10 protein-coding genes are annotated in these 21,649 nt (G+C 73.4%); 7 read left to right on the top strand and 3 right to left on the bottom strand.

Features of this window, described 5'->3' with window-relative positions; genetic code table 11:
- The first annotated feature begins 271 nt into the window (after positions 1 to 271).
- Positions 272 to 2,374 (top strand): IPT/TIG domain-containing protein, encoded by a 2,103-nt coding sequence (locus WMF14_RS17800; RefSeq protein WP_437802414.1) that lies wholly within the window; start codon positions 272 to 274, stop codon positions 2,372 to 2,374.
- Positions 2,374 to 4,425, top strand: coding sequence for an IgGFc-binding protein (locus tag WMF14_RS17795; protein ID WP_437802412.1), 2,052 nt, complete (start codon positions 2,374 to 2,376; stop codon positions 4,423 to 4,425). Before WMF14_RS17800 ends, WMF14_RS17795 begins: the two co-directional genes overlap by 1 nt.
- Positions 4,426 to 4,435: 10 nt before the next feature.
- Here the strand turns inward: WMF14_RS17795 and mutS are convergent, their stop codons facing one another.
- The 3 genes from mutS to WMF14_RS17780 all read right to left on the bottom strand — a co-directional run bounded on the left by mutS (position 4,436) and on the right by WMF14_RS17780 (position 11,952).
- The gene (gene mutS, locus WMF14_RS17790; RefSeq protein ID WP_437802410.1) at positions 4,436 to 7,234 is read right to left on the bottom strand and encodes a DNA mismatch repair protein MutS; all 2,799 of its coding nucleotides are present in this window, start codon (positions 7,232 to 7,234) and stop codon (positions 4,436 to 4,438) included.
- Between the two features lie 117 nt (positions 7,235 to 7,351).
- Positions 7,352 to 10,225, bottom strand: a complete 2,874-nt coding sequence (locus tag WMF14_RS17785) for a hypothetical protein (RefSeq protein ID WP_437802408.1) — start codon at positions 10,223 to 10,225, stop codon at positions 7,352 to 7,354.
- Entirely contained in the window at positions 10,222 to 11,952 is a 1,731-nt protein-coding gene (locus WMF14_RS17780; protein ID WP_437802406.1) for a hypothetical protein, read from the bottom strand. The genes WMF14_RS17785 and WMF14_RS17780 overlap by 4 nt, the downstream gene beginning before the upstream one ends.
- Positions 11,953 to 12,444: 492 nt before the next feature.
- Between WMF14_RS17780 and WMF14_RS17775 the strand changes: the two genes are divergently transcribed.
- From WMF14_RS17775 to WMF14_RS17755, 5 genes are all read left to right on the top strand, one after another.
- Complete coding sequence (locus WMF14_RS17775) at positions 12,445 to 13,758, top strand: PP2C family protein-serine/threonine phosphatase (RefSeq protein WP_437802404.1); 1,314 nt, start codon at positions 12,445 to 12,447, stop codon at positions 13,756 to 13,758.
- A 409-nt stretch (positions 13,759 to 14,167) separates the two neighbouring features.
- On the top strand, positions 14,168 to 15,175 hold the full coding sequence (locus WMF14_RS17770) for a hypothetical protein (protein WP_437802402.1): 1,008 nt from the start codon (positions 14,168 to 14,170) through the stop codon (positions 15,173 to 15,175).
- A gap of 300 nt (positions 15,176 to 15,475) precedes the next feature.
- The gene (locus WMF14_RS17765; RefSeq protein ID WP_437802400.1) at positions 15,476 to 19,534 is read left to right on the top strand and encodes a serine/threonine-protein kinase; all 4,059 of its coding nucleotides are present in this window, start codon (positions 15,476 to 15,478) and stop codon (positions 19,532 to 19,534) included.
- Positions 19,535 to 19,567: 33 nt separating this feature from the next.
- A complete protein-coding gene (locus WMF14_RS17760) occupies positions 19,568 to 20,323 on the top strand; it encodes an OmpH family outer membrane protein (protein ID WP_272098340.1) in 756 nt (251 codons plus the stop codon).
- 120 nt (positions 20,324 to 20,443) lie between these two features.
- On the top strand, positions 20,444 to 21,619 hold the full coding sequence (locus WMF14_RS17755) for a hypothetical protein (protein WP_437802398.1): 1,176 nt from the start codon (positions 20,444 to 20,446) through the stop codon (positions 21,617 to 21,619).
- Positions 21,620 to 21,649 lie beyond the last annotated feature (30 nt).

Below are 21,649 nucleotides of genomic sequence, written 5' to 3'. Positions count from 1 at the left end.
GGCCCATCGCTTGTCAAGCGACGAAACCACCGCATCACCCTGCAGTATTTCCGTGTGTTTGCGTGTGTCTCCGCGTGGTCCCCTCCGCGCGGTCGCGTCGGTCGCGTCGGTCGCGTCGGTTGCGTCGGTCGCGTCGGTTACGTCAGTTGCCTCGATTACGTCAGTCGCGTCGGTTGCGCGGACGGGACCACGCCGCGCGGAGCACGGGAACGCCGGGCCACGCCCCTCGGCGCGCCGTGGCCCGGCATCCGCGATGGCGTACACTCGCCTCGTGCGAACCGCATCACGAGGCTTTCTTACCGCACGCTTCGCTTCGGTCTGCGCAGGGCTCGCGATCGTCTCCGCCTGCATCGCGTCGGCGCCCGAGGGCATCCGCCGGCAGACCGACGGCGACGGCGGCGATTTCGGCGTGGACCCGCAGACCACGTCGACGTCATCGTCCACCGGCGCAGGGCTGCCCGGCGGCGATCCGCACGCGCTGCTCGGCGCAGACCCGACGCACGGGCCGTTCAACGGGGGCCAGCGCGTCCTGCTCCACGGCAACGGCTTCAGCTCCCAGGTCCGCGTCTGGTTCGGTGACGTCGAGGTCGATCCGTCCGCGATCGTGCCCATCGATCCCAGCCGGGTCCAGGTGGCGGCGCCGCCGGGCGCGGCGGGCCCGGTGGAGCTCGCCGTACAGAACGGCGACGACACGTCGACCCGGCGAGCGCTGCCGGGCGGCTACGTGTACGACGCGCTCTATGCGTCCCCGTCGAGCGGGCCGATCTCCGGCGGGACGACCGTCGAGCTCATCGGGCAAGGCACGCGCTGGGACGAGACGACGGTCGCGAAGATCGATCAGAAGCCGTGCTCGTCGCTCGCCGTCCCGGAGCCGACGCGGCTCGTCTGCACGGTGCCCCAGGGCACGCCGGGCGCGAAGACGATCTCGGTGACGACCGGCGGCGAGACGATCCTCGTGCTGGACGGCTACACCTACGAGGACAGCGTGAACGGCTACAAGGGCGGGCTCAGCGGCGCGCCGCTCGCCGGACGGCTCAAGGTGCTCGTCTATGACAACTTCACGGGGGACCCGATCCCCGGAGCGCGCGTCGTCCTCGGCGCCGACACGACCTCTCCGATCGAGGTCGACGCGTCCGGCGTCGCGGTGATCGAGGACGCGTCGCTCGATTCGCCGCGCACCGTCACCGTGGCCGCGACGTGCCATAGCCCGATCTCGTTCGTCGACGTGCCTGTCGACACGGTGACCGTCTACCTGGATCCGGTGCTCACGCCCGCGTGCGGCGCGTCCGGTGATCCGCCGCCGCCTGTCGGCGGCAAGGTCGGCAGCGCCGGGGCGATCGAGGGCGAGCTCGTCTGGGACACGTCGCTGGACCCCGGGAGCGTCGCGTGGGGCAACATCCCGAGCCCGCGCCGCGAGACCGAGCGAAAGGCGGCCTACGTGTTCACGACGGGCGTCGATCCGCTCGCGACCTTCAGGCTGCCGTCCGAGTTCCAGGCCATCACGCCGGAGACGTCGGGCGAGCTCGGGCACGGGTTCACGATGTACGTCGCGCCCGGCAACCGCACGCTCTACGCGCTGGCGGGCCTCGAGGATCGCTCGACGACCCCGCCGCGGTTCACCGCGTACGCGATGGGCGTGGTCCGCGGGATCCCGGTGCTCCCGAACGAGTGGACGAGGGAGGTGTTCCTGCGGATCAATCAGCCGCTCGACCACGCCCTCTCGATGGACGTCAGGGCGCCGGCGAAGGGGCCGAAGGGGCCGGACCGGATCCAGGCGAACGTGTCGTTGATGATCGGCAACGACGGGTTCGCGACGCTCCCGATCGGCGCGCAGAGCCCGCTGATCCCGTTCAACGGGGGGCTGACGTTCGTGGGCGTGCCGCCGCTCGCCCGCGATCTGCTCGGCGCGAGCTACCACTCGTCCGCGCGCGCTGTGACCGGCAAGGCCGGGCTGGCGCCGCTGTCCGTCGTCGGGCGGGTCCTCTCGACCAGCACGAGCGAGCCCGTGCGCATCGGCGACTTCGTGGGGGGGCCGACGCTCGAGGCACCCGCGCAAAACAGCGCCTGGGATGGGTCCCACCTCGCGACCTCGTTCGGCGCGGGCGCGCCCGTCGACCTCAGCGTCTACGACATCGCGAGCGGAAACGGCCTCATCCGGTGGACCGTGGCGGTGCCGGCAGGGTCGCACGCCGTCGAGGTGCCGGACCTCCGGCAGCTCGAGATCGAGAACGGCGCGCTGCCGCCGGGGCCGCTCACGATCGGGGTGTACGGGGCGAAGATCGACGGCTTCGATTACGGCAAGCTCGTCTACCGGCAGCTCAAGCCGGCAGGGATGTCGGCCTATTCCCTCGACAGCTTCAGCGCGCACCTGTGATGAGCGCCCCGCCCCACCCGACGCGAGCGCGCAGGCCGACGCGCGCACGGAAGCCAGGAAGCCGCGTCCGATCGCGGTACGCCGCCGCCGCCCTCATCGCCGTCGCCGCGGGGCTCGGGCTCGCGCCGAGCTGCTTCGACAGCGGCACGCGGTGGGGCGATCGGCCGGAGGAGCCGCCGCCCTGCACGGCCGGCGAGGTGCGCTGCGGCGCGGAGCTCACGCGCTGCGAGGAGACCGGCGCAGGGCTGGCCTGGGTCACGCTCGACGACTGCGCCGCTCGAGGGCTCGTGTGCGCGTCGCTCGAGCTCGGCTGCCGGCCATGCGTGCCCGCCGCGCACTCGTGCCGCGAGCAGGACGTGGTGGTCTGCGACGCGGACGGCAGCTTCGGCCGCGTGCTCGACACGTGCGACACGGAGGCCGGCGAGGCGTGCAGGAGCGGGAGCTGCCAGCAGCTGTGCGCCGTCGCGGAGCTCGAGCGGAGCAACGTGGGGTGCGAGTACTGGGCGGTCGATCTGGACAACGCGCGGATCGACGCGACCGGAAACGCGGCGGCGCAGCAGTTCGCGGTGGTGGTCTCGAACCCGCAGCCGGACGTGCCGAACGAGATCCACATCTTCCAGGACGACGGCGCGCCGGGCGACGCGCCCGCCCCGGTGGAGATCGCGAGCGCGCTCATCGCGCCGCTCTATCTCCAGGTGTTCAAGCTCGGGCCGCGCGAGGTCGATGGCAGCCCGGAGGGCGAGTACAACACGGGCACGCACACGGCGCTCACGCGGCACGCGTACAAGATCACGTCGAAGTTCCCCATCGTCGCCTACCAGTTCAACCCGCTGGAGAACGCCAACGTGTTCTCCAACGACGCCTCGCTGCTGAAGCCGCGCGAGGCGCTGACCTACAGCCCGGGCGCGATGGCGACGGCGTACGTCGTCACCGGGTGGCCGCAGACCATCGCGGTCACGGACGATCCGGACACGAACTTCGATCCGCAGAACCCGATCGATCTTCGGGCGTTCCTGGCCATCGTCGGGACGCGCGAGGGCACGACCGTGCAGGTGACGACGACGGCGAGGGTCGTCGGGGGCGGGCCCGTCCCGGAGACGCCGGCGGGCGGGTCGATCGAGGTCAAGCTCGGCGCGTTCGACGTGCTCAACCTGGAGAGCGGCGGGTTCAACGCGGACTTCACCGGATCGATCGTGAAGGCCGATCAGCCGATCGCGGTCTTCACCGGAAACGAGGCCTCGGACGCGCCCCACTTCGACGAGCTCGCGGATCGCCGCTGCTGCGCCGACCACCTGGAGGATCAGCTCGACCCGACCCGGACCGCCGGCAAGCGGTTCGCGGTGCCGCACACGCCGAGCCGGTCGCAGACCGTGAAGGAGGCCGGCGCGCGGATCGAGGCCGTGCCAGAGCCGGAGTACGTCAGGATCGTGGCGGCGAGCAGCAAGGGCGCCGTGATCGAGACGACCCTGCCGCCGCCGGACGATCGGATCACGCTGTCGTCGCTGGGCGAGTTCCGCGAGGTGACGGCGTGGGGCGACTTCATGATCGAGAGCTCCGAGCCGGTCATCGTGTCGCAGATCATGGCCAGCCAGAACGCGACGGGGGTCAAGCAGGGGCTGCCAGGCGGAGACCCGAGCCTCATCATCCTGCCGCCCATCGAGCAGTTCCGGCCGGACTACGTGTTCCTGACGCCGGACAAGTACGCGTTCGACTTCATCTCGGTGGTCGCGCCGCGGTCGGCCGTCGTGCGGCTCGACGACGTGACGCTCGGGCCGGACGAGTGCGAGATCGCGCCCGCGGACGGGCTCACGGAGGAGCAGCGCGGGGGCCGCGCGCCGTCGTTCGTCGTTTACCGCTGCCAGCTGAGCTTCGCGGCGATCGATCCGGCGCGGCAGGCGCCGGACAACGTGCTGCCCGGGATGCAGCGCGACGGCGTGCACTGGCTCACGGCCTCCGCGCCCGTGGGGCTGCTCGTGACGGGGTTCGACTCGTTCGTGAGCTATGGGTACGCGGGCGGCACCGAGCTCCGCGAGATCGCGCCGCCGGACTGAGTCGCCGCGGTCAGCCGCCGCCGCCGAGCAGCCCCTTCAGCTTGGCCACGAGCCGCAGCGCGTCGAGCGGCGCGAGCCGATCGACGTCCACAGCGCGCAAGGTCTCGATGACGGCCGACTGCTCCGGCGGCACCGCGGCCTGCGCCGGGGCGAACAGGTCGAGCTGCGCGGCGCCGCCGCGCGTTCGGCCGCGGAGGGAGGCGTGCTTGCCGCCCGGCAGCGCGGCGCCCGACTCCAGCGTCGCGAGGATCGCGCGGGCGCGCGCGAGCACGCTCTCGGGGACGCCCGCGAGCCGCGCGACCGCCACGCCGTAGCTCCGGCTCGCGGGGCCCGCCTCGAGCTTGTGGAGGAAGATGACGTCGTCGCCGTGCTCGCGCGCGGCGACCGAGTGGTTCGCGATCCCCGGCGCGCGCGCCGAGAGCTCCGTGAGCTCGTGGTAGTGCGTCGCGAACAGGGCGCGGCAGCCGATCGCGTCGAACAGGTGCTCCGCCACGGCCCACGCGATCGCGAGGCCGTCGTACGTGCTCGTGCCGCGGCCGATCTCGTCGAGGATCACGAGCGATCTCCGCGTCGCGTCGCGGAGGATCTCGGCGGTCTCCCGCATCTCGACCATGAACGTGCTCTCGCCGCGCGCGACGTTGTCGCTCGCGCCGACGCGCGAGAGGATCCGGTCGACGAGGCCGATCTCCGCCTCGCGCGCGGGGACGTAGCTGCCCATCTGCGCGAGGACCACGATCAGCGCCACCTGGCGCATGAGCGTCGACTTGCCCGCCATGTTGGGGCCCGTGATCAGCCAGAGGCGCTCGCCCGAGAGATCGAGGCGGGTGTCGTTCGGAACGAAGTGCCCCGCGGCCGCGTAGCGCTCGACCACCGGGTGGCGGCCGTCGCGGATCGCGAGCGCCTCGCCCGCCGTGACGTGCGGCCGCACGTAGTCGTTGCGGTGGGCGACGTCGGCGAGGGCGGCGGCGACGTCCCACGCCGCGAGCTTGCGCGCCAGCGCGCGGAGGCGGCCCTCGCTCTTCGCGACGAGGGCCCGCAGCCGGTCGAAGAGCGCCGTCTCCCGCTCCAGCGCGCGCGCCCCGGCGTGCTCGATCTTGTCGGCGAGCTCGTCGAGCTCGTCGCTCGTGTAGCGCTCGCCTGTCGCGACGGTCTGCTTGCGGCGGAAGGTCTCCGGGACCTTGGCGATGTGCGCGCGCGTCACCTCGATGTACCAGCCGAAGACGCGCGTGTACTTGACCCGGAGCGAGGGAGCGCCCGTCTGCGTGCGCAGCTTCGCCTCGAGCGCGAGGATGAGCTCGGTCGCGTTCTTCTCCACGCCGCGCGCGTCGTCGAGCTCCTTGTCGTACCCCTCGCGGAAGATGCCGCCCTCGCGCGTGTTCGGGGGCGGCCGCTCGATCAGCGCTGCGGTGAGCTCGGCGCACACGTCGGCGACGACGTCCAGCGACGCCGCCTCGGCGAGGAGCGGCTCGGAGCCCGACGCGGCCGCGGCGCCGTCCTTGCTTCGCGCAGCGGCGCCGTCCTTGCCCCGCGCGGCGGCGCCGTCCTTGCCCCGCGCGGCGGCGCCGTCGTCGCCCCGCGACGCTGCCTTGCCGAGGTCGGGGATCGAACGGACCGCGGCGATCGCCGCTGGGGACGCCGTGAGGCCGTCGCGCAGGAGGCCGAGGTCGCGCGGCGTGGCCTCGCCGAGGAGCGCGCGGACGCTGAGCCGCTCGAGGTCGCCGACGCCGCCGAGCGCTTGCCGCAGCTCGCCGCGGGCGCGCGGGTGCGAGACGAAGAGCTCCACCTCGTCGAGGCGCCGGCGGATGCCGGCCAGATCCGCGAGCGGCGAGAGCAGGCGGCGGCGCAGGAGCCGGGCGCCGCCCGGGGTGACCGTGCAGTCGATGACGTCGAGCAGGGTGCCTCGGCGGCCGCCGTCCGCGGCGCGCACGAGCTCCAGGTGCGCCTGGGCCGTCTCGTCGATGCGCAGCGTGCCCGAGGTGTCGTGCGGGGCGATGCGGCGCACCGGGATGCGCGCGCCGGGGCTGCAGCGGCGCGCGAAGCGCAGCGCCCGCGCGGCGGCGCGCACCGCCGGGAGCGGGTGCTCGGCCAGCGCCGCCGCCGAGATCGGCTCGATCGCGGCGTCGTCGAGGATCGCCGCGACCTGCGCGCTGTCGAGCTCCTCGTCGTCGCGCAGCGCCGCGCGGCAGGCGAGCGAGGCCGCGGCCGCACGCACGTCCGGGAGGTCCCGGGCGATCAGCGCCTCGCGCGGATCCGCCCGGGCGAGCTCCGCGAGCAGCGTCGCGGCGTCCGGGACCGAGGTGGCCGAGAGCTCGCCGGTGGAGAGATCCAGCAGCGAGAGGCCGTACGGGCCCCCGGCTCCAAGGGCGTCGCCGCGGGGCGCGCCGCCGCCGTCGACCGCCGCCAGGTAATGGTTGGCGCGCGCGTCGAGCTGCTCGGTCTCGGTGACGAGCCCCGGCGTGACGACGCGCACGACCTGCCGCGGCACGAGCCCCTTGATCTTCGACGGATCGCCGCACTGCTCGCAGATCGCCACCTTGTGGCCGAGCGCGAGCAGCCGCGCGATGTACCCGTGCGCCGCGTGGTGCGGGACGCCGGCCATCGGGGATTCGTCGGGCTCGCCCTTGTTGCGGCTCGTGAGCGTCAGGTTCAGCGCGCGCGATACGAGGACCGCGTCGTCGTTGAACATCTCGTAGAAGTCGCCCATCCGGAAGAAGAGGATGGCGTCGGGGTGGAGCGCCTTCGCATCCTCGTACTGGCGCATCACCGGGGTCAGCTTCTTCCTGGCCGCAGGCTGCTCGGACGGCTGCATCGCCGGCGTCTTAGTCTCGACCGCCGGTGAGGTCTACGCGTGATTCGCGCGTTTGTTCCGCTGTTTTTGTGGAAATCTCGGCGCCGGAACCGCAATGCCGCGGTGCCGGCAGGCGGCTCAGCGGAACCGGCGCGCCACGGCGACGTCGCGTGAGCTCAGCAGGAACAGGCCCTGGACCGAGCCGTCGGTGACGGCGAGCTCGCCCGTGGCCGGAACGAGCTGGATGGCCTGCGGCTGGAGCTCCACTGTGTCGCTGATGTCCGCGAGGTCCAGGGCGAGCGGCGAGAACGCCCCCTGGGTGGTGAAGCGGAACTGCATGTCCTGCTCGGGCACGCCGCCCGTGACCGCGAACCGGAACATCGGGTTGATGAACGCACCCGGCTCGCCGTCGGTGACGCGCCCGTCGCGCGGTGTGTGGACGACGCGCCCGTTGAGCCGCGAGAGGCGCGTGTCGCACGAATTCCGGCAGGTGCCCGTCGCGGGATCGGCGATCACGTGGTGCAGGAAGCCGGCGCCGTTGCTCCGGACGACCCACTGGCCCCCGGCGCGGATGCCGAGCTGCACCGAGCCGGCGAAGCAGCACGCCGCGAACTTGGCCTCGGCCTCGGCGGCCGGAGCGAACTCGAGGTGGTCGTCGTAGGCCTCCTCGATGCGGAGCGCCGGGCGCGACGTGATGACGCTGCCGTACTTCGCGTTGCAGGTGTCGAACGAGCACACGGACGAGTCGACGTTGTTCCAGTAGGTGGCGTCCTCGTCCGGGAGCTCGGACGTGATCTGCGCGAAGTCGGCGAGCTGCTCGGCGCGGGTCTCGGCCTCCGGGACGCCCGCGGCCTCCAGCTGTGCCTTCACGCTGGTCAGGCTCTGGACGCCGCGGCGGCAGAAGCGGGCGTCCGCGCCCCTCAGGTAGAGGTTCTCGTCGAAGGCCACGGCGGCCCGGGTGATCGACGTGAGCAGCCCCTCGTAGGTCGCGGTCCACGTCTCGTTGGCGATGTGCACCCGCGGGTCCTCGAGGTTCATCGTCAGCGCGTGCTGCGGCCCGCCGGACCTCAGCACGAGCCCCTGCTCGTCGAGCTCGCTCTCAGCGCTGTCGCTCGACGCGATCGCCTCGCGCTGCACCCCCACCGCGAGCGCGAGGTCAGGCGCGGCCCCCTCGGACGGGAACGTGGCGCGCATCTTCGGGCTCTCCGCGGAGAGCGGCACGACCGCGCCGCTGCGATCGTAGAGGATCGGCAGGCCCTGCACGCCGGGCTCGATCTGGCCGGATCCGTCGCTCGCCACGACGTAGGTCTCGGAGCGGACGGCGTGCGGGAGGACGACGTTGCAGGACGCCTCGCCGCTCGTCTCGAGCAGCGGGCTGCTCGGCGGAGCGTCCGCATCGCAGCCCGCGCGGACGCTCGGGCGCTCCGGTCCGCGGCAGGCCGCGTCGAGGTCGTCGATGTCGACGATCGCGACCTGGCCGTTCGTGAGCGCCATGTACGCGAACGTGCCCCGGAGCTTCAGCGGGCTGGCGCCGGAGTCGCGATCGGCCGACGTGCGGTACAGCGTCTCGATGTCGCACGACGTGACGCTGCTGTCGCACGGCGTGAGCTTCGGATCGGGGCTGCACCGGATTCCCCTCGGCACCACGCCCGTCGCCGGGAGGCTCTTCGGGACGTCGCGCTGCACGATCGCGAGATCGCGGACAGGCGCCGGCAGGCGGACGCGGTCGGGCGGCTGGAACGGGTTCCAGTCCGGATTCTCGCGAGCGAGCGGCGACCGGCTGGGCGCGCCGTCGCTGACGTCGAAGACCATCACGCTGCCGTCGCCGGCGTCGACCGCGTAGAGGTAGCGGCTGAAGTCGGGGGGCGACGCCAGGCTCACCGCGAGGCGCGTCGTCGTGACGACGCGCCCTGGATCGAGCGTCGACGCGGGCAGCAGCGGGGGTGACTCGCGCGGCTCGCAGGGCGTCGGGAGGTCGACGACGTGGATCACCGGCGCGTCGAGATCCGCGATGAACAGGCGCTTGTCGGAGAGCGCGAGCCCAGCGGGCCGGGGCTTCTCGGAGGCCTGCTCCTGGCTGGTCGCGGCCGCCGGCTGGGCGCACTCGGGACCGTGCGGCGCTTCGCCGGGCGTCGCGGCCGGCGGGAGCGAGACCCCGAGAGGGACCCACCGCTCCACCTCGCACGCCTCGAAGCCGCCGTCCTCGCCCTCGAGGAGCTTCTGCGCGTCGATCACGGCGATGCCGCCGAGATCGGGCAAGGTCACGAGGAGCTTCTGGCGGCCGCCGCCCTCCATGTCCAAGCTCCCGTTCGACGTGGAGCAGACGTCGTCCACGAACGCACCGGGGTCGCCAGGCTTGGTCGGCTCGACGTCGTACCTGCCTTCGCACGAGCTCCGCAGCTTGCCGCTGCCCTCCGGGTCCGGCGGGTCGGCGACGAGCAGCATCTCGCCAGGCGCCGAGGGGAGCGAGCACGCCGGCCAGGAGCTGAGCGACGGGACCGGGCAGCCTTCGCGCGGCAGCACCTTCGCCGACGGGAGCGCGTAGATCCCCGCGCGCCCCGGCTCCGCGACGGCGACGAACGACGCGGTCCCGCCCGGCGTCGCGACGATGTCGACAGGCTGCGCGCCGACAGGGAGGAAGCTCGGGGCGGGCGTGCCCGGGTCCCGATCGACGGTCAGCGCCGACTCGGTCGTCATGTCGACGATCGCGACCTCGCCGCGCGCGGTCTGCGTGACGAGGCCGTAGAGGTGCGGGAGCGTGGCCCTGCCCCCGTCCTCGGCGTCGACCACGTAGTCGGTGGACGACTCGACGGTGCGGTACGAGCAGTCCGTGATCGGCAGCGAGCGCATCACGCCCGGCTTGTCCGGATCCGGCCGGTCGACGGCGAGGCAGACGAACGCGCTGCGGCCGGACTGCGCCAGGGCCTCGACGGTGACCGGCGTGGCCTCCCCGGCGCACCCGGCGAGCGCCAGGGCGGAGGTGGAGGCGAGGAGCGCGAGGCGCGGCTTCATTGGGACTCCCGGGGCGGGACGGGCGTGCCCACCGTGAGGATCATCGTTCCGAACGTGCTCGCCTTGCGCATGTCGAGGTCGACAACGCCGAGGTACGAGTCGGTGAAATGCGCGATGTACATGAGGGAATAGGTGTCGCGGCCGGCGCTGCCCTGCTCGCGGTCGCAGCGCTCCTTCTCGTCGCCGCACGCGGAACCCGTGTCGAACGCGAGCGCCTGCGGCCCGCGCCCGGTCTTGATGACGGCGTCGACGCGGCGCGCTGCCGGGTCGTAGGAGAACGCGAGCCCCGCGTCGAACGCGAGCGCGAAGACCCTGCGGCGAGGCACGCCTTCCAGGTCGATCACCTGGCCGATCTCGATCCGGGACGGGTAGGCCCCGAGCGGGGCGGCGTCGTGGAACGCGATCGTGTCGTACACCGAGGCCTGCCCCTCCGCGTCGACGACCGAGCCCTTCTTGACCAGGGTCGTCGTCAGCTCGCCGATGAGCAGCGAGTTCGGGCCGCGATGCGCCACGTACACAGGGATCGGGATCTCCACGCACCGCTCGAGGCACTCGGCCACGTCTGCGCCACCCGCGCAGCCGTCCTCGCACGCCTGCCGCTCGCTCGCGTCGAACGCGACCCCGCGGGAGTCGGTCCCCCGCGCGAGCGCGGTGATCGGCGTCGGGGTCGACTCGTTCAGGCGCGGCGCCGCGCCTGAAGCGCCGTCCTGATAGCGGAGCAGGCCGAGCTCCGACGACGCGATGTACGTGACCGCGAACGCGGGCTGGTGGTCGATCCCCCACCCCTTCTTCTTCAGCTCCCCGAGCACGCTCGGGCGCGGCACGGCCGCGAGCTCCGTCGGTCCGAGGCCGAGGTCGGTGAGGACGTACGCCAGCTGCGGCCTCTCGCTCGCTTCCCAGCGGTTCACGATGACGCTCACGGCGTTCTCCGTCTGGTGCGAGACGACGATGCTCGTCCCGTCCGGGCCGGCGGCGATCCCGAACGGCTCCGGCGGCAGCTTGCGTCGGATGAGCTCCTGGCCGGGGTCTTCCCCGATGCGGTGATCTCTGCCGCAGCGCCCGCCCGCCGCGCTCGCGCCGCAGTCCAGCCGAAAGCAGGCCTCGCCCTGGCAACGCTGCGCGCCGGCGTCGTCGAACCGATCGTCGGCGACGTCGAAGAAGGTCACCGAGGGGTCGCCGCGCACGGGCACGAACAGGCGCGCCTGCGGCTCCGCGCCGGGGTCGGCGGCCTCGCCGCTGGGCGGCCTGTGCACGAGGAGGAGGCTGGACGCGAACGCGCCGATCACGGCCGAGCTCCGGACGACCTCCTCGTCGCCATCGAGGGCGGAGAGGTTGAGCGGCCCGCACGGCCCCGGGTAGAGCGACGACGCGGCGTTTGTCTTCAGCCCCACCGCATCGCACGCACCGCGCACGCCGCCGCTGGCGTCCTGCCCGCCAGGAGCGAGCCCCGATTGGAGCGTGAGCGCCCGCTTGCGCAGCCGCTGGAGATCCAGCGCCTGGACCGTGCCGCCGTTGAACTGGAGATCGAAGTCCGAGTTCGCGACGTAGAGGACCCGTCCGCCGGGAGACACCGCCAGGCCCGTCGGGTAGTAGAGCCCCTCGACCGGCGGCGGCAGCCCCTCGCCCTCGACGAAGCAGCCCGCGCCCCCGAGCCCGCCCACGATCGAGGCCGCGAGGCCCACGCCAACGATGCGAGGTGTCTGGAGAAGTGTGCGGGCGAGCTTCATGCGGGCGCGGAGACTAGTCAGCACCTGGAGCACTGGCAACCCGCTCCTCTCCGCGGGTTCGTTTGCGGCGGACGCGCGCCGATCGCGCGGCGCTCGCAGCGGTCCTCCTGGCGAACGAGCGGCATACGCCGCTGCGACGGCCCTCGTTTCTCGCCTGCACCTGCCGCAGCGCAGCACGGCCGCACGGCCTGCCCGGGGGTGAGCGCGCGCAACCCGCCAGGCGCGGCCTCCTCCTGGCGAGACGCTCTGCTCCAGGCGAGGCGCTCTGCAGCGGCCGCCCGTCACGGGGTGGCGAGCCCTGCGGCGGGGTGAGATGGCGCTCCCCTGCGCCGGGTGGTGCCCAAGGTGCGCCCCTGCGGCGCGGGCTCCGCAGGTCAAGGCCGACCGGATCGATCGCCGTCGTCCGTCCCCCTGCACGTTGATCTCGGAGACGCGGCGCGCCTTTGCTACGTTGGTCGCCGGGACATGGCCGATCTCGCAGCCGCCCTTGTCATGGGAATCGCCCTTCTTGGGCTGATCTATTGGTATTTTCGCTCGAACAACGGCGACCGGGCCCGGCCTCGCGCGGCGACGACGCTGACGCAGGGGGGCCCAGGAGCTCAAGCCCTCGACGAGGGGGAGGGAGAACTCGAAGATTCAACGACGAGGACAGGCGCAGCAGGGTTGCGGGGCGGCACGCCCGCGAGCGAGAGCGCCCACGCGAAGACCACCGGAAGTCACGGCCGCACCGAGCGGATCTCGAGCGCCGACTGGAAGCGATCGAACGGCTCATCGCGCCGCGACGACGACGATGACGCGTTCGACGACGATGACGACGACCTCACGCTGATCACGCTGGCGCCGCCGGAGGTGCTGCAGAGCACGATCAAGCGCGCGAGCATCCCGTCCTACGGCGGCGACGATGACGACGACGACGACGATGATGACGACGGGCACGAGCGCGAGGAGCCGTCCGCCGTCCCCATCATCTACGACGACGAGGCGGCCGTCGACGAGCCGACCAGCTCGTCGCCGCTGCTGCTCATCAGCGCCGTCGGACAGACGGATCCCGGCCAGAAGCGCAAGAAGAACGAGGACTGCTACCTCTGCCTGGACGAGCACTACCTGTTCGCCGTGGCGGACGGCATGGGTGGCCACGCGGGCGGCGACGTCGCCAGCCGCCTCGCGGTCGACACGATCGCGCGCGCGTTCAAGGATCAGTCGTTCGTGGAGAGCGACGAGGAGAGCCCCTACCCCGACGTCCCGCGTCGCGGCAGCGAGCTCGCGGTCGCGATCCAGCAAGCGAACCAGGCGATCTACGAGCGGGCCCACGCCGAGCGGAGCCTCACGGGCATGGGCACGACCCTCGTCAGCGCGCGGTTCTCGCCCAACAAGCAGCGCCTCTACATCGGCCACGTGGGCGACAGCCGCTGTTATCGCCTGCGCGACAACGAGCTGACGCAGCTCACCACCGATCACACGATGGGCGCCGCGGGGATCACCGGGCCGATGGCGAACCACCTGAGCCGAGCGATCGGAATCTCCCCCGCAGTCAAGGTCGATCTGATCATCGCCCGGCCCCACCCCGGCGACGTCTACCTCCTCTGCTCCGACGGCCTCTCGAAGATGACGAGCCACGAGGCGATCCGCGACATCCTGCTCGCCGAGCCCGATCCCGAGAAGGCGTCGCAGGCGCTCATCGAGAAGGCGAACGCGGGCGGCGGGCGGGACAACATCACCGTCATCCTCGTCCGCGTCAGCGACCCCAAGGACCTCGCGCGGCTCGCCTCGCGCGCCGGCGCCAGCGCCGGCGCCAGCGCAGGCTGACCGCTCGCCGGCCGCTTCCCCCTCGTCCCCTCCCTCCCCCTCCAACGAGCTCGACCGCGCGCGGCGCTGACCGAGAGGTCCGCGCGGCGGGCGGAGCACGCCCGCCGCGCGCAGGCCACTGCAGACAGCGTGTCTGCATTGCCACCAGTCCCGACGGCTCCTCACGCCCCGCGCGGGTCGGCTGCCCACGTGTATACGGGCGAGTGATCACGCTCGTCACGGATTCGGATCCCGCTCGCGCATAATCGCGATTTCGCGGCCATTACAATTCACGGGCTTCGATTATCACTTCGATTGATGCTTGCCGGGCTCGCAAAGAGAAGCGACGTGAGCTCTTGACGTGCTTTGGCTCGAGAGGGCTTCATGGCGGCCACGAATGGCTCGTCTATCGGAGCCGCTGATCGGGGATATGGCACGCTCGTTTCTCTGCATGATCGCCTTCGCCTCTCTGCTGCTCAGCGCGCCCTCGCTCGCGGCAGAGCCGGCGCGCCGCGCGCTGCGGCTGCGCTACAGCGAGGGTGCGCAAGCGGCCTCGTGCCCTGGAGAGCGCGCGCTGCGCGAGCGGATCCGGCTGCGCGTCGGGTACGATCCTTTCCGCGAGGACGCGACCGAGGAGGTCGACGTCGCGATCAGGCCTCACGGCGCCCACGTCGTCGCGACGACCACCTACCGGAACGCCGACGGGCGGGTCTCCGGCCGGGGCTTCGACCTCTCGCACGGAGACGGCGCCTGCGAGCAGCTCACCAACACCGTCGCGCTCGCGATCTCCTTCGCGCTGACGCCGTTCGCGAGCGACGAACGAGCGCCCGCCGCGCCGCCTCGCCCAGAGAGCACGCCGGCGCGCCCGGAGCCTGCGGGCGGGCCCGGCGAGCCATGGAGTTCGGCGCGGGTCGGCACGGGCGCGATAGCGGGGCTCGGGGTGCCCGAGGGGCTGTTCGGCGGCGCCTCCTTGCTCTTCAGGGTTCGCTGGTCACAGAGCCTCTCCTTCTCGCTGGAGAGCCGGGGCACGTTCGCCGTCTCGAAGCCAAGCGCGCGCGGAAACGGCGAGGTGTCGAGTCCGTACACCCCGAGCCCCGGCGGGAGCACGAGCGTGAGATCGCCGTACCTGCGCACGCACGCGAGCGGGGCATTCGCTCCGTGCCTTCACACGGCCGACCTGCTCGTCACATGCGCTCTCGTCGAGATGGGCGTGGCGCACGTCGGCGATCGGTCGACCCCCGCCACCGACGTGTCTCTGCTGTTCATGGGGCTCGGGCTCCGCGGCGGGATCGAGCTCGCGCTCAACGACGCGCTCTCGTTCTATTCGCACGCCGAGGTCCTCGTCTCCTTCGGGCTCCTCGACCACCCGCTCGCCGGCGCGCTGAGACCTCCGCGTCCGAGCGCCTCCATCGGCGCCGGGCTCCTCGCGGGGTTCTGAGCGCACGGAGGGGCGCGCGCGGGCAGGAGGATGGTGCGGACGGCGCGGATGCTGGCTGGAATTTTCGAGCGCCGTGGCTTGCTCGCGCCGCCCATGGAGGCGCCACGCTGCGGAGCAGCACGACGATGGCGCGCGATTCGGGCTTCGGCCCAGGTCGCCCGCCGGCGCTCCGCGCCGCGCAGAACGCCTTCTCGCTGGCATGAAGACGCGAGATTCGCGTAGCCTATCCGGACGGTGCTCCCGGAGTCCACCGACCCGACCGACCGCTTCATGATCGAAGCCCGCAGCCGAAGCGGCGGCATGGGTGATATTTTCAAGGGCACGGATCAGACCACCGGCGCCCCGGTCGCGCTCAAGGTCCTGCGCGCCGCCGCGTCGCCCCAGGAGCGCGCCCGCTTCGCGCGCGAGATCGCGATCCTCGCCGATCTGCGGCACCCCAACATCGTCCAGTACATCGCTCACGGCACCTGCCTCGACGGGCGCCTCTTCTTCGCGATGGAGTGGCTGGACGGCGAGGATCTCGGGCAGCGCCAGCGGCGCGCGCCGCTCGGCATGCGCGACTCGGTGGAGGTCGTCCGGCGCAGCGCCGCCGCGATGGCCGCCATCCACGCCCGCGGCGTCGTCCACCGCGACCTCAAGCTCTCCAACATCTTCCTCGTCCGCGGCAAAGGCACCGCGATCAAGCTGATCGACTTCGGCGTCGTGAAGCTCGCGGTCCCGGACGACTGCCCCACCGAGCGCGGCACGATCATCGGCACCCCGCACTTCATGGCGCCCGAGCAGGCGCGCGGCGAGGCGGTCGACGCGCGGGCCGACGTGTACTCGCTGGGCGCCGTCCTGTTCCGCCTCGTCACGGGCAGGAACGTGTTCGAGACCGAGAACGCGATCGCCCTGCTCAGCCGCCTCGCGATCGAGGATCCCCCGCGCGCGCAGCAGATCCGCTTCGACGTGCCCGAGGCCCTCGACGAGGTGCTCGCGCGCGCCATCGCCCGCGATCGCGAGCAGCGCTACGAGAACGGCGGCGAGCTGGCGCGGGCGCTCGCGCGGGTCGGGGAGCTGAACAACGATCCTCCCGCGACCGACAGGTCCGCCTCGATCGTCCGGCGCGCGGCCGCGCAGGAGATCATGCCGGGGCCCGCCGGGCCGGGCGACGAGCGGCCGCAGGTGCGGCTCGCCAACGGCGAGCGGCGCGTGATCGCCTGCGCGCTCTTCGAGCTGGGCGCCGGGCCGCTCCGCCCCGAGGTGGACGCCGCGCTCCGCGAGGCCCTCGGCGACGATCCGCGGTTCGAGCCGCTCCCCGACGGGAGGCTCGTCGCGGCGCTCGGGGTGGAGCGCTCGCGGGGCGACGAGGTGGCGCGCGCCGCGCGGGCGGCGCTGACCGTCGCCCGGTCGACGCCGGGCGCGCGGGCCTCGGTCGCGATCGGGCACGCCGTCCGCGGCCGGGCGAGCCTCGCCGGCGAGGCGCTCGAGCGCGCTGCCCAGCAGCTGGAGTACGCGACGCCCGGCGCGGTCCGGATCGACGCGCGCGCGACCGCGGCGCTGGAGGGGCGGTTCGTGGTCCAGGAGGACGCGCGCGGCGGCGTGCTCGTCCACGAGGACGCCGCCGGCTTCGACGCGCGCAAGCTCGCCGGGCTCTCCACGGCGACCCTCGGGCGCGGGCACGAGCTCGCGAGGCTCCAGGGCATCTTCCGACAGATCGCCGAGGACGGCGCGCCGCGCGCGGCGCTCGTGACAGGCCCCGCCGGCATCGGCAAGAGCGGCGTCCGCGCCGAGCTGATCCAGCACCTCGAGACGGCGCCGCACGCGCCGATCATCCTCCTCTGCCGCGGCGACGCGATGAGCCAGGGCGCGGGCATCACGGGGCTGGGCCGCGCCCTGCGCTCGCTCATGGGCGTCCGCGACTGCGAGCGCCTCGAGGACCAGGTGCAGAAGGTGAGCGCCCACGTGGCGATGCGCCTGGCCCGCCCGCTCCGCTTCCTCGCCGGCTTCATCGGGGAGCTCGCCGGCGTGCCCTTTCCGGACGAGGACAACGAGCCGCTGCGCGCTGCCCGCGAGAGCCCGCAGCTCATGGAGTCGCGCACGCGGATGGCGGTGGAGGCGTTCTTCCGCTCGAAGTCCGAGGCCACGCCGCAGATCCTGGTCATCGAGGACATGCACTGGGCCGACAGCACCACCGTCCAGCTCGTCGACTGGCTGCTCGGCTGCGCCGATCTCCGCTTCGGGGTGTTCGGCTTCGCGCGGCCCGAGCTCTCCGCCCGGTTCCCGTCGCTGTGGGAGCACCGCGACGTGACCCGCGTGACGCTCCCCCCGCTGTCCCCGCAGGCCGCGGATCAGCTCGTGGCGGACGCCCTCCCGCAGGCCGACCCGGCCACGCGCGGGGCCATCGTGCAGCGCGCCGGCGGCTACGGGCTCTTCCTGGAGGAGCTCATCCGGTCCGCGGCGGAGGGGCGCGACGCCGTGCCGCTCAGCGTGCAGGCCCTGGTGCAGGTCCGCGTCGACCGCATGTCGAGCGGGGTGCGCGGGGCGCTGCGCGCCGCTTCCGTCTTCGGCCAGGTCTTCTGGACGGCGGGCGTCGCTGCGCTGCTCGAGCGCGCCGTGGGCGCGGAGCTCGCCGAGCTGGAGGCGGGCGAGATGATCGCGCGCCAGCTGGAGCCGCGGGTCCCGGGGCAGGTGCAGTGGACGTTCCGGCAGGGGGTCGTGCGCGACGCGGCGTACGCGTCGATCCTCGAGGAAGACCGGGCCGCGCTCCACATCGCCGCCGCCGCCTGGCTCGAGTCCGCGGGCGTCGATCCGGGGCTCATCGCGCGCCACGCGGAGGCGGGCGGCGACAAGGCGCGGGCCGCGCTTCTGTACGCGCGCGCGACGCGGGACACGGCGGCGAGCGGCGCGGAGCTCGACGAGGCGCTCGATCTCGCGACGCGCGGGCTCGCCTGCGGGGCCGAGGGGACCACGCGCGCCGCGCTCCTGGTCCGCCGCGGGGAGATCCTCGAGCTCCTCGGCCGCCTCGACGAGGCGCTCGACGCCGCGGAGCAGGCGTCGCGCCTCGCGCTGCCCGGCTCGGATCTGTGGGGCGAGGCGCAGGTCGTCGCGGCGACCTGCATGATCGAGACAGGCCGGAGCGCCGAGGGCGACGCGCGCGCCGCGTCCGCGCTCTCTCCGCAGTTCGCGGCGGCGCTCTCACCCGCGATCCGCGCGAAGCTCCTCGCGTCGCGCGTCCGCGCCCTCGCGGCGCTGGGCCGGCCCGCCGAGGCGCTCCGCGCCGCGCAGGCGGCCATGGAGGCCGCGCGCGGGAGCGGCTCGACCGACGCGCTCCTCCACGCCCGGGAGGCCCACCTGGCCGCGCTGATGTACGCCGGCGACCTGGCCGCCGCGGCCTCCCTGGGCGCGTCGCTCGTCGCGGACGCCGACGGGGCCGGCGACGCCGTCATCGCGGCAAAGGCCCGCCTGAGCGCCGGCTCGGCGCTGAACCAGCTCGGCCTGTTCGAGGAGGCGCAGGCGCTGCTCGAGCGCGCGCTGCTCGACGCGCGGAGCCGGAAGCTCCGGGCGATCGAGGGGTTCGCGCTGCACAACCTCGGCATGTCGCACGCGCGTCTCGGCAGCATCGAGGAGGGCGTCGCGCTCGAGCGCCAGGCGAGCGAGATCGCCGACGCGTGCCAGATCTCCCGCCTCAGGTTCGCCGGTCGTCTGTACGAGGCGCTCTTCCTCGTCTGGCGCGGCGCCCCCGGCGACCACGCGACCGCCCACGCCGTCGCGCGCTGGCTCTGCGAGGAGGCGGCGCACCGCGCGGCCGCACTGCAGGCGATGGCGAGCTTCGCGATGGCCCGCGTCCAGCTGGCGCGCCGCGAGCTCAGGGCCGCGGTCGACGCGGCGCGCGAGGCATCGCGCCACCTCGCGGGGGGGCCCATCGAGGAGTGGAGCGACGCGATCCGCGTCACGCTCGTGGAGGCCCTCCTCGCGATCGGGGAGGAGCGGGAGGCGAACGCCGCGCTCGACGCCGCGTTCTCCGCCCTGGCCGCGCGCGTCGAGGCCCTGCGGGATCCCCGCCAGCGCGACGCGTTCCTTCGAGGGAACGACGACGTCGGGCGGCTGATCGCGCTCGCCCGAGAGCGCCTCGGCCGGTCGCTGCCCTCGACGCAGCGGCCGCCGCACGCGGCGGACGCGTCCGCCCAGCGGGCCGCCGGGGCGCCGTCGCGGAGCAAGGTCACGAAGACCGCCGGCGCCTCGGGGCGGAAGGAGCGCGCCGAGGCGCCGAGCAACGACCCGGCAGCGCACCGGAGCGCGAGCCCTGCGCAGAGCAAGGACGCGCACGCCGAGGGCGCGGCGGCGGCAGCGCACGAGAAGGGCGCGCCACGTTCTTGACGTTGGGTGGCCGGGTAGCTAAGGCCATCCGCGATGCGAAACAACGCTCCTGAGCGGCTCGTCGCGCGCTGTTCCACGTTCTCCACCCCTGCGCGTCCGGCCGGCGCGACCCAGGGTGCTCCGCTGGCAGCCCGCCCGACCTCGGGCCGACGGCTCACGGCGCGCGTCCTGCCGCTGCTCGCGGCCGCGGCGCTCGGCAGCGCGGCGCTGCTGTCGCCCACGCCCGCGTCCGCGCAGTCGAAGATCGCCGTCGTCGACGTGCGCCGCGCCATGCTGGAGACCGAGGAAGGGCTCCGCGTCCAGGCGACGCTCAAGAAGCTGTTCGACAGCCGCCAGGTGGAGCTCGACACGAAGCGCCGCGCGCTCGACGACGAGCGGGACAAGCTCGACAAGGAGGCCCAGGCGGGCAAGACGCCGAAGGACGTCCTCCAGCGCAGGTTCGAGACGTGGCAGCGCCAGGCCGCCGAGTTCCAGGCGACGACGCTCGACGCCCAGCGCGAGATGCAGCGCAAGGAGAGCGAGCTCACGACGCCGATGCTGCAGAAGGTGCTCGGCCTCCTCCGGCGCCTCGCGGCGCAGGAGGGCTACGACCTCATCCTCGACAAGTCGGCCGTGCCCTACTACCGCGCCGATCTCGAGCTCACCGATCGCGCGATCCAGCTGTACAACAGCGGCCAGGCCGGCGAAGCGCCGCCGGCCAAGGGCGCGCCGCCGGCCAAGGGCGCGCCGCCGGCCAAGGGCGCGCCGCCCGCCGCCCCGGCGAAGCCGGCCGCGCCCGCCAAGAAGTAGCCGCGCAGCGAACGTCGCTCGAGCGGCGCTCGTGGCTCATGCCGCGCGGCGCGATATCCTCTGGGCAGGGGCACGAGCGCGAACGGGCGCTGCGCGGCCACCTGTCACGGAGGTGGTTCGGTGGGCTCTTTTCTCGTCGGCCGGGGAGCGCGCCTCACGGCCTGCATCGGGCTCGGCGCCGCAGGCGCCCTGGCCGCTCCCGCCGCCTGTCTGTACCCCGAGTACACCTTCGATGAGCCCGAGCCTTCCGGGAGCGCCAGCCGCAGCTCCAGCGGGGACGGGGCAGAGGACTGCGCGAACGGCGCCGACGACGACGGCGACGGCCGGATCGACTGCGCCGATCCCGCGTGCGGTGACTTCGTGTGCACGGCGGCCGTGCCGGAGGGCTGGAGCGGCTACTTCGCGCTGTTCGACGGCGAGCCCGCGATGGATCCGGGCTGCCCACCCGAGTTCGCCGCGGGGCCGCCGTTCGTCGGAAACCGCGGCCTGTCCGCGCCGCCGGCGAGCTGCGCGTGCTCGTGCGGTCCCGCGGAGGGGCAAGGCTGCGATCCGGTGGACGGGATCACGATCACCGTCGCGGACGCGCCTTGCGGATCGGAGCCGCACTGCCTCTTCCCGCTCGAGACGCCCGGCTGGGAAGCCCAGGTGTGCAGAGGCCCCGATGGAGTCTTCAGCGACAGGCTGACCTGCGGGCCGAGCAGCAACACGGAGTGCTCGGCGACCACCGGCGCGCCGTGCGCCGTCTCGGTCAGCGTGAGCCCGCTCGCGGCCTCCGGCGGCGCGTGCGCGCCGAGCGCCGTGCAGGTGCAGAGGCCGGACCCCAGGTGGACTCGCCTCGGCCGCGCGTGCGCCGCGGCCGAGCCGCTCGGACGGGGCTGCAACCTCGGCCAGGTCTGCGCGCCGAAGCCAACCGCGCCGTTCGAGGGCGGCCTCTGCATCGCCAGGGACGGCGACGCCGTCTGCCCGCCGGGCCCCTACACGGAGCGGCATGTCTTCTACACCGACGTCGAGGACAGCCGCGGCTGCGACGACGACTGCGCGTGCGGCGCGCCGTCGGGCGGGACGTGCCCGACGACCGTCGCCCTCTACTCCGACGCGCAGCTGCACACCTGCTCGATGCGGGTGACGGAGCTGCCTGCGGGCAGCTGCAAGGACCTCGAGGACGACCCCTCCGTCGTGGGCCGCAAGGTGACGTCGGTCGGCGCGCCCACCGGCGGGGCGTGCCTGCCGAGCGGCGGCACGCCCCGCGGAGAGGCCCGCGGCGCGAGCCCACGGACGTTCTGCTGCCGCACCTGACACGCCCGCTGGCCCGGAGGGCGCCCGGCC

The sequence above is a fragment of the Sorangium sp. So ce693 genome, assembly GCF_051521375.1.
Classification (GTDB): Bacteria; Myxococcota_A; Polyangia; order Polyangiales; family Polyangiaceae; genus Sorangium; species Sorangium atrum.
The sequence above is the reverse complement of the archived record's forward strand: the minus strand, read 5'-3'. Positions and strand labels throughout refer to the sequence as shown.

What these genes read in the sequence shown, in the direction of transcription:
- WMF14_RS17795 (WP_437802412.1), top strand. Translation starts at nt 2,374, where the DNA reads ATGAGCGCCCCGCCCCACCCGACGCGAGCGCGCAGGCCGACGCGCGCA.
- mutS (WP_437802410.1), bottom strand. Translation starts at nt 7,234, where the DNA reads ATGCAGCCGTCCGAGCAGCCTGCGGCCAGGAAGAAGCTGACCCCGGTG.
- WMF14_RS17785 (WP_437802408.1), bottom strand. Translation starts at nt 10,225, where the DNA reads ATGAAGCCGCGCCTCGCGCTCCTCGCCTCCACCTCCGCCCTGGCGCTC.
- WMF14_RS17780 (WP_437802406.1), bottom strand. Translation starts at nt 11,952, where the DNA reads ATGAAGCTCGCCCGCACACTTCTCCAGACACCTCGCATCGTTGGCGTG.
- WMF14_RS17775 (WP_437802404.1), top strand. Translation starts at nt 12,445, where the DNA reads ATGGGAATCGCCCTTCTTGGGCTGATCTATTGGTATTTTCGCTCGAAC.
- WMF14_RS17770 (WP_437802402.1), top strand. Translation starts at nt 14,168, where the DNA reads ATGGCACGCTCGTTTCTCTGCATGATCGCCTTCGCCTCTCTGCTGCTC.
- WMF14_RS17765 (WP_437802400.1), top strand. Translation starts at nt 15,476, where the DNA reads ATGGGTGATATTTTCAAGGGCACGGATCAGACCACCGGCGCCCCGGTC.
- WMF14_RS17760 (WP_272098340.1), top strand. Translation starts at nt 19,568, where the DNA reads ATGCGAAACAACGCTCCTGAGCGGCTCGTCGCGCGCTGTTCCACGTTC.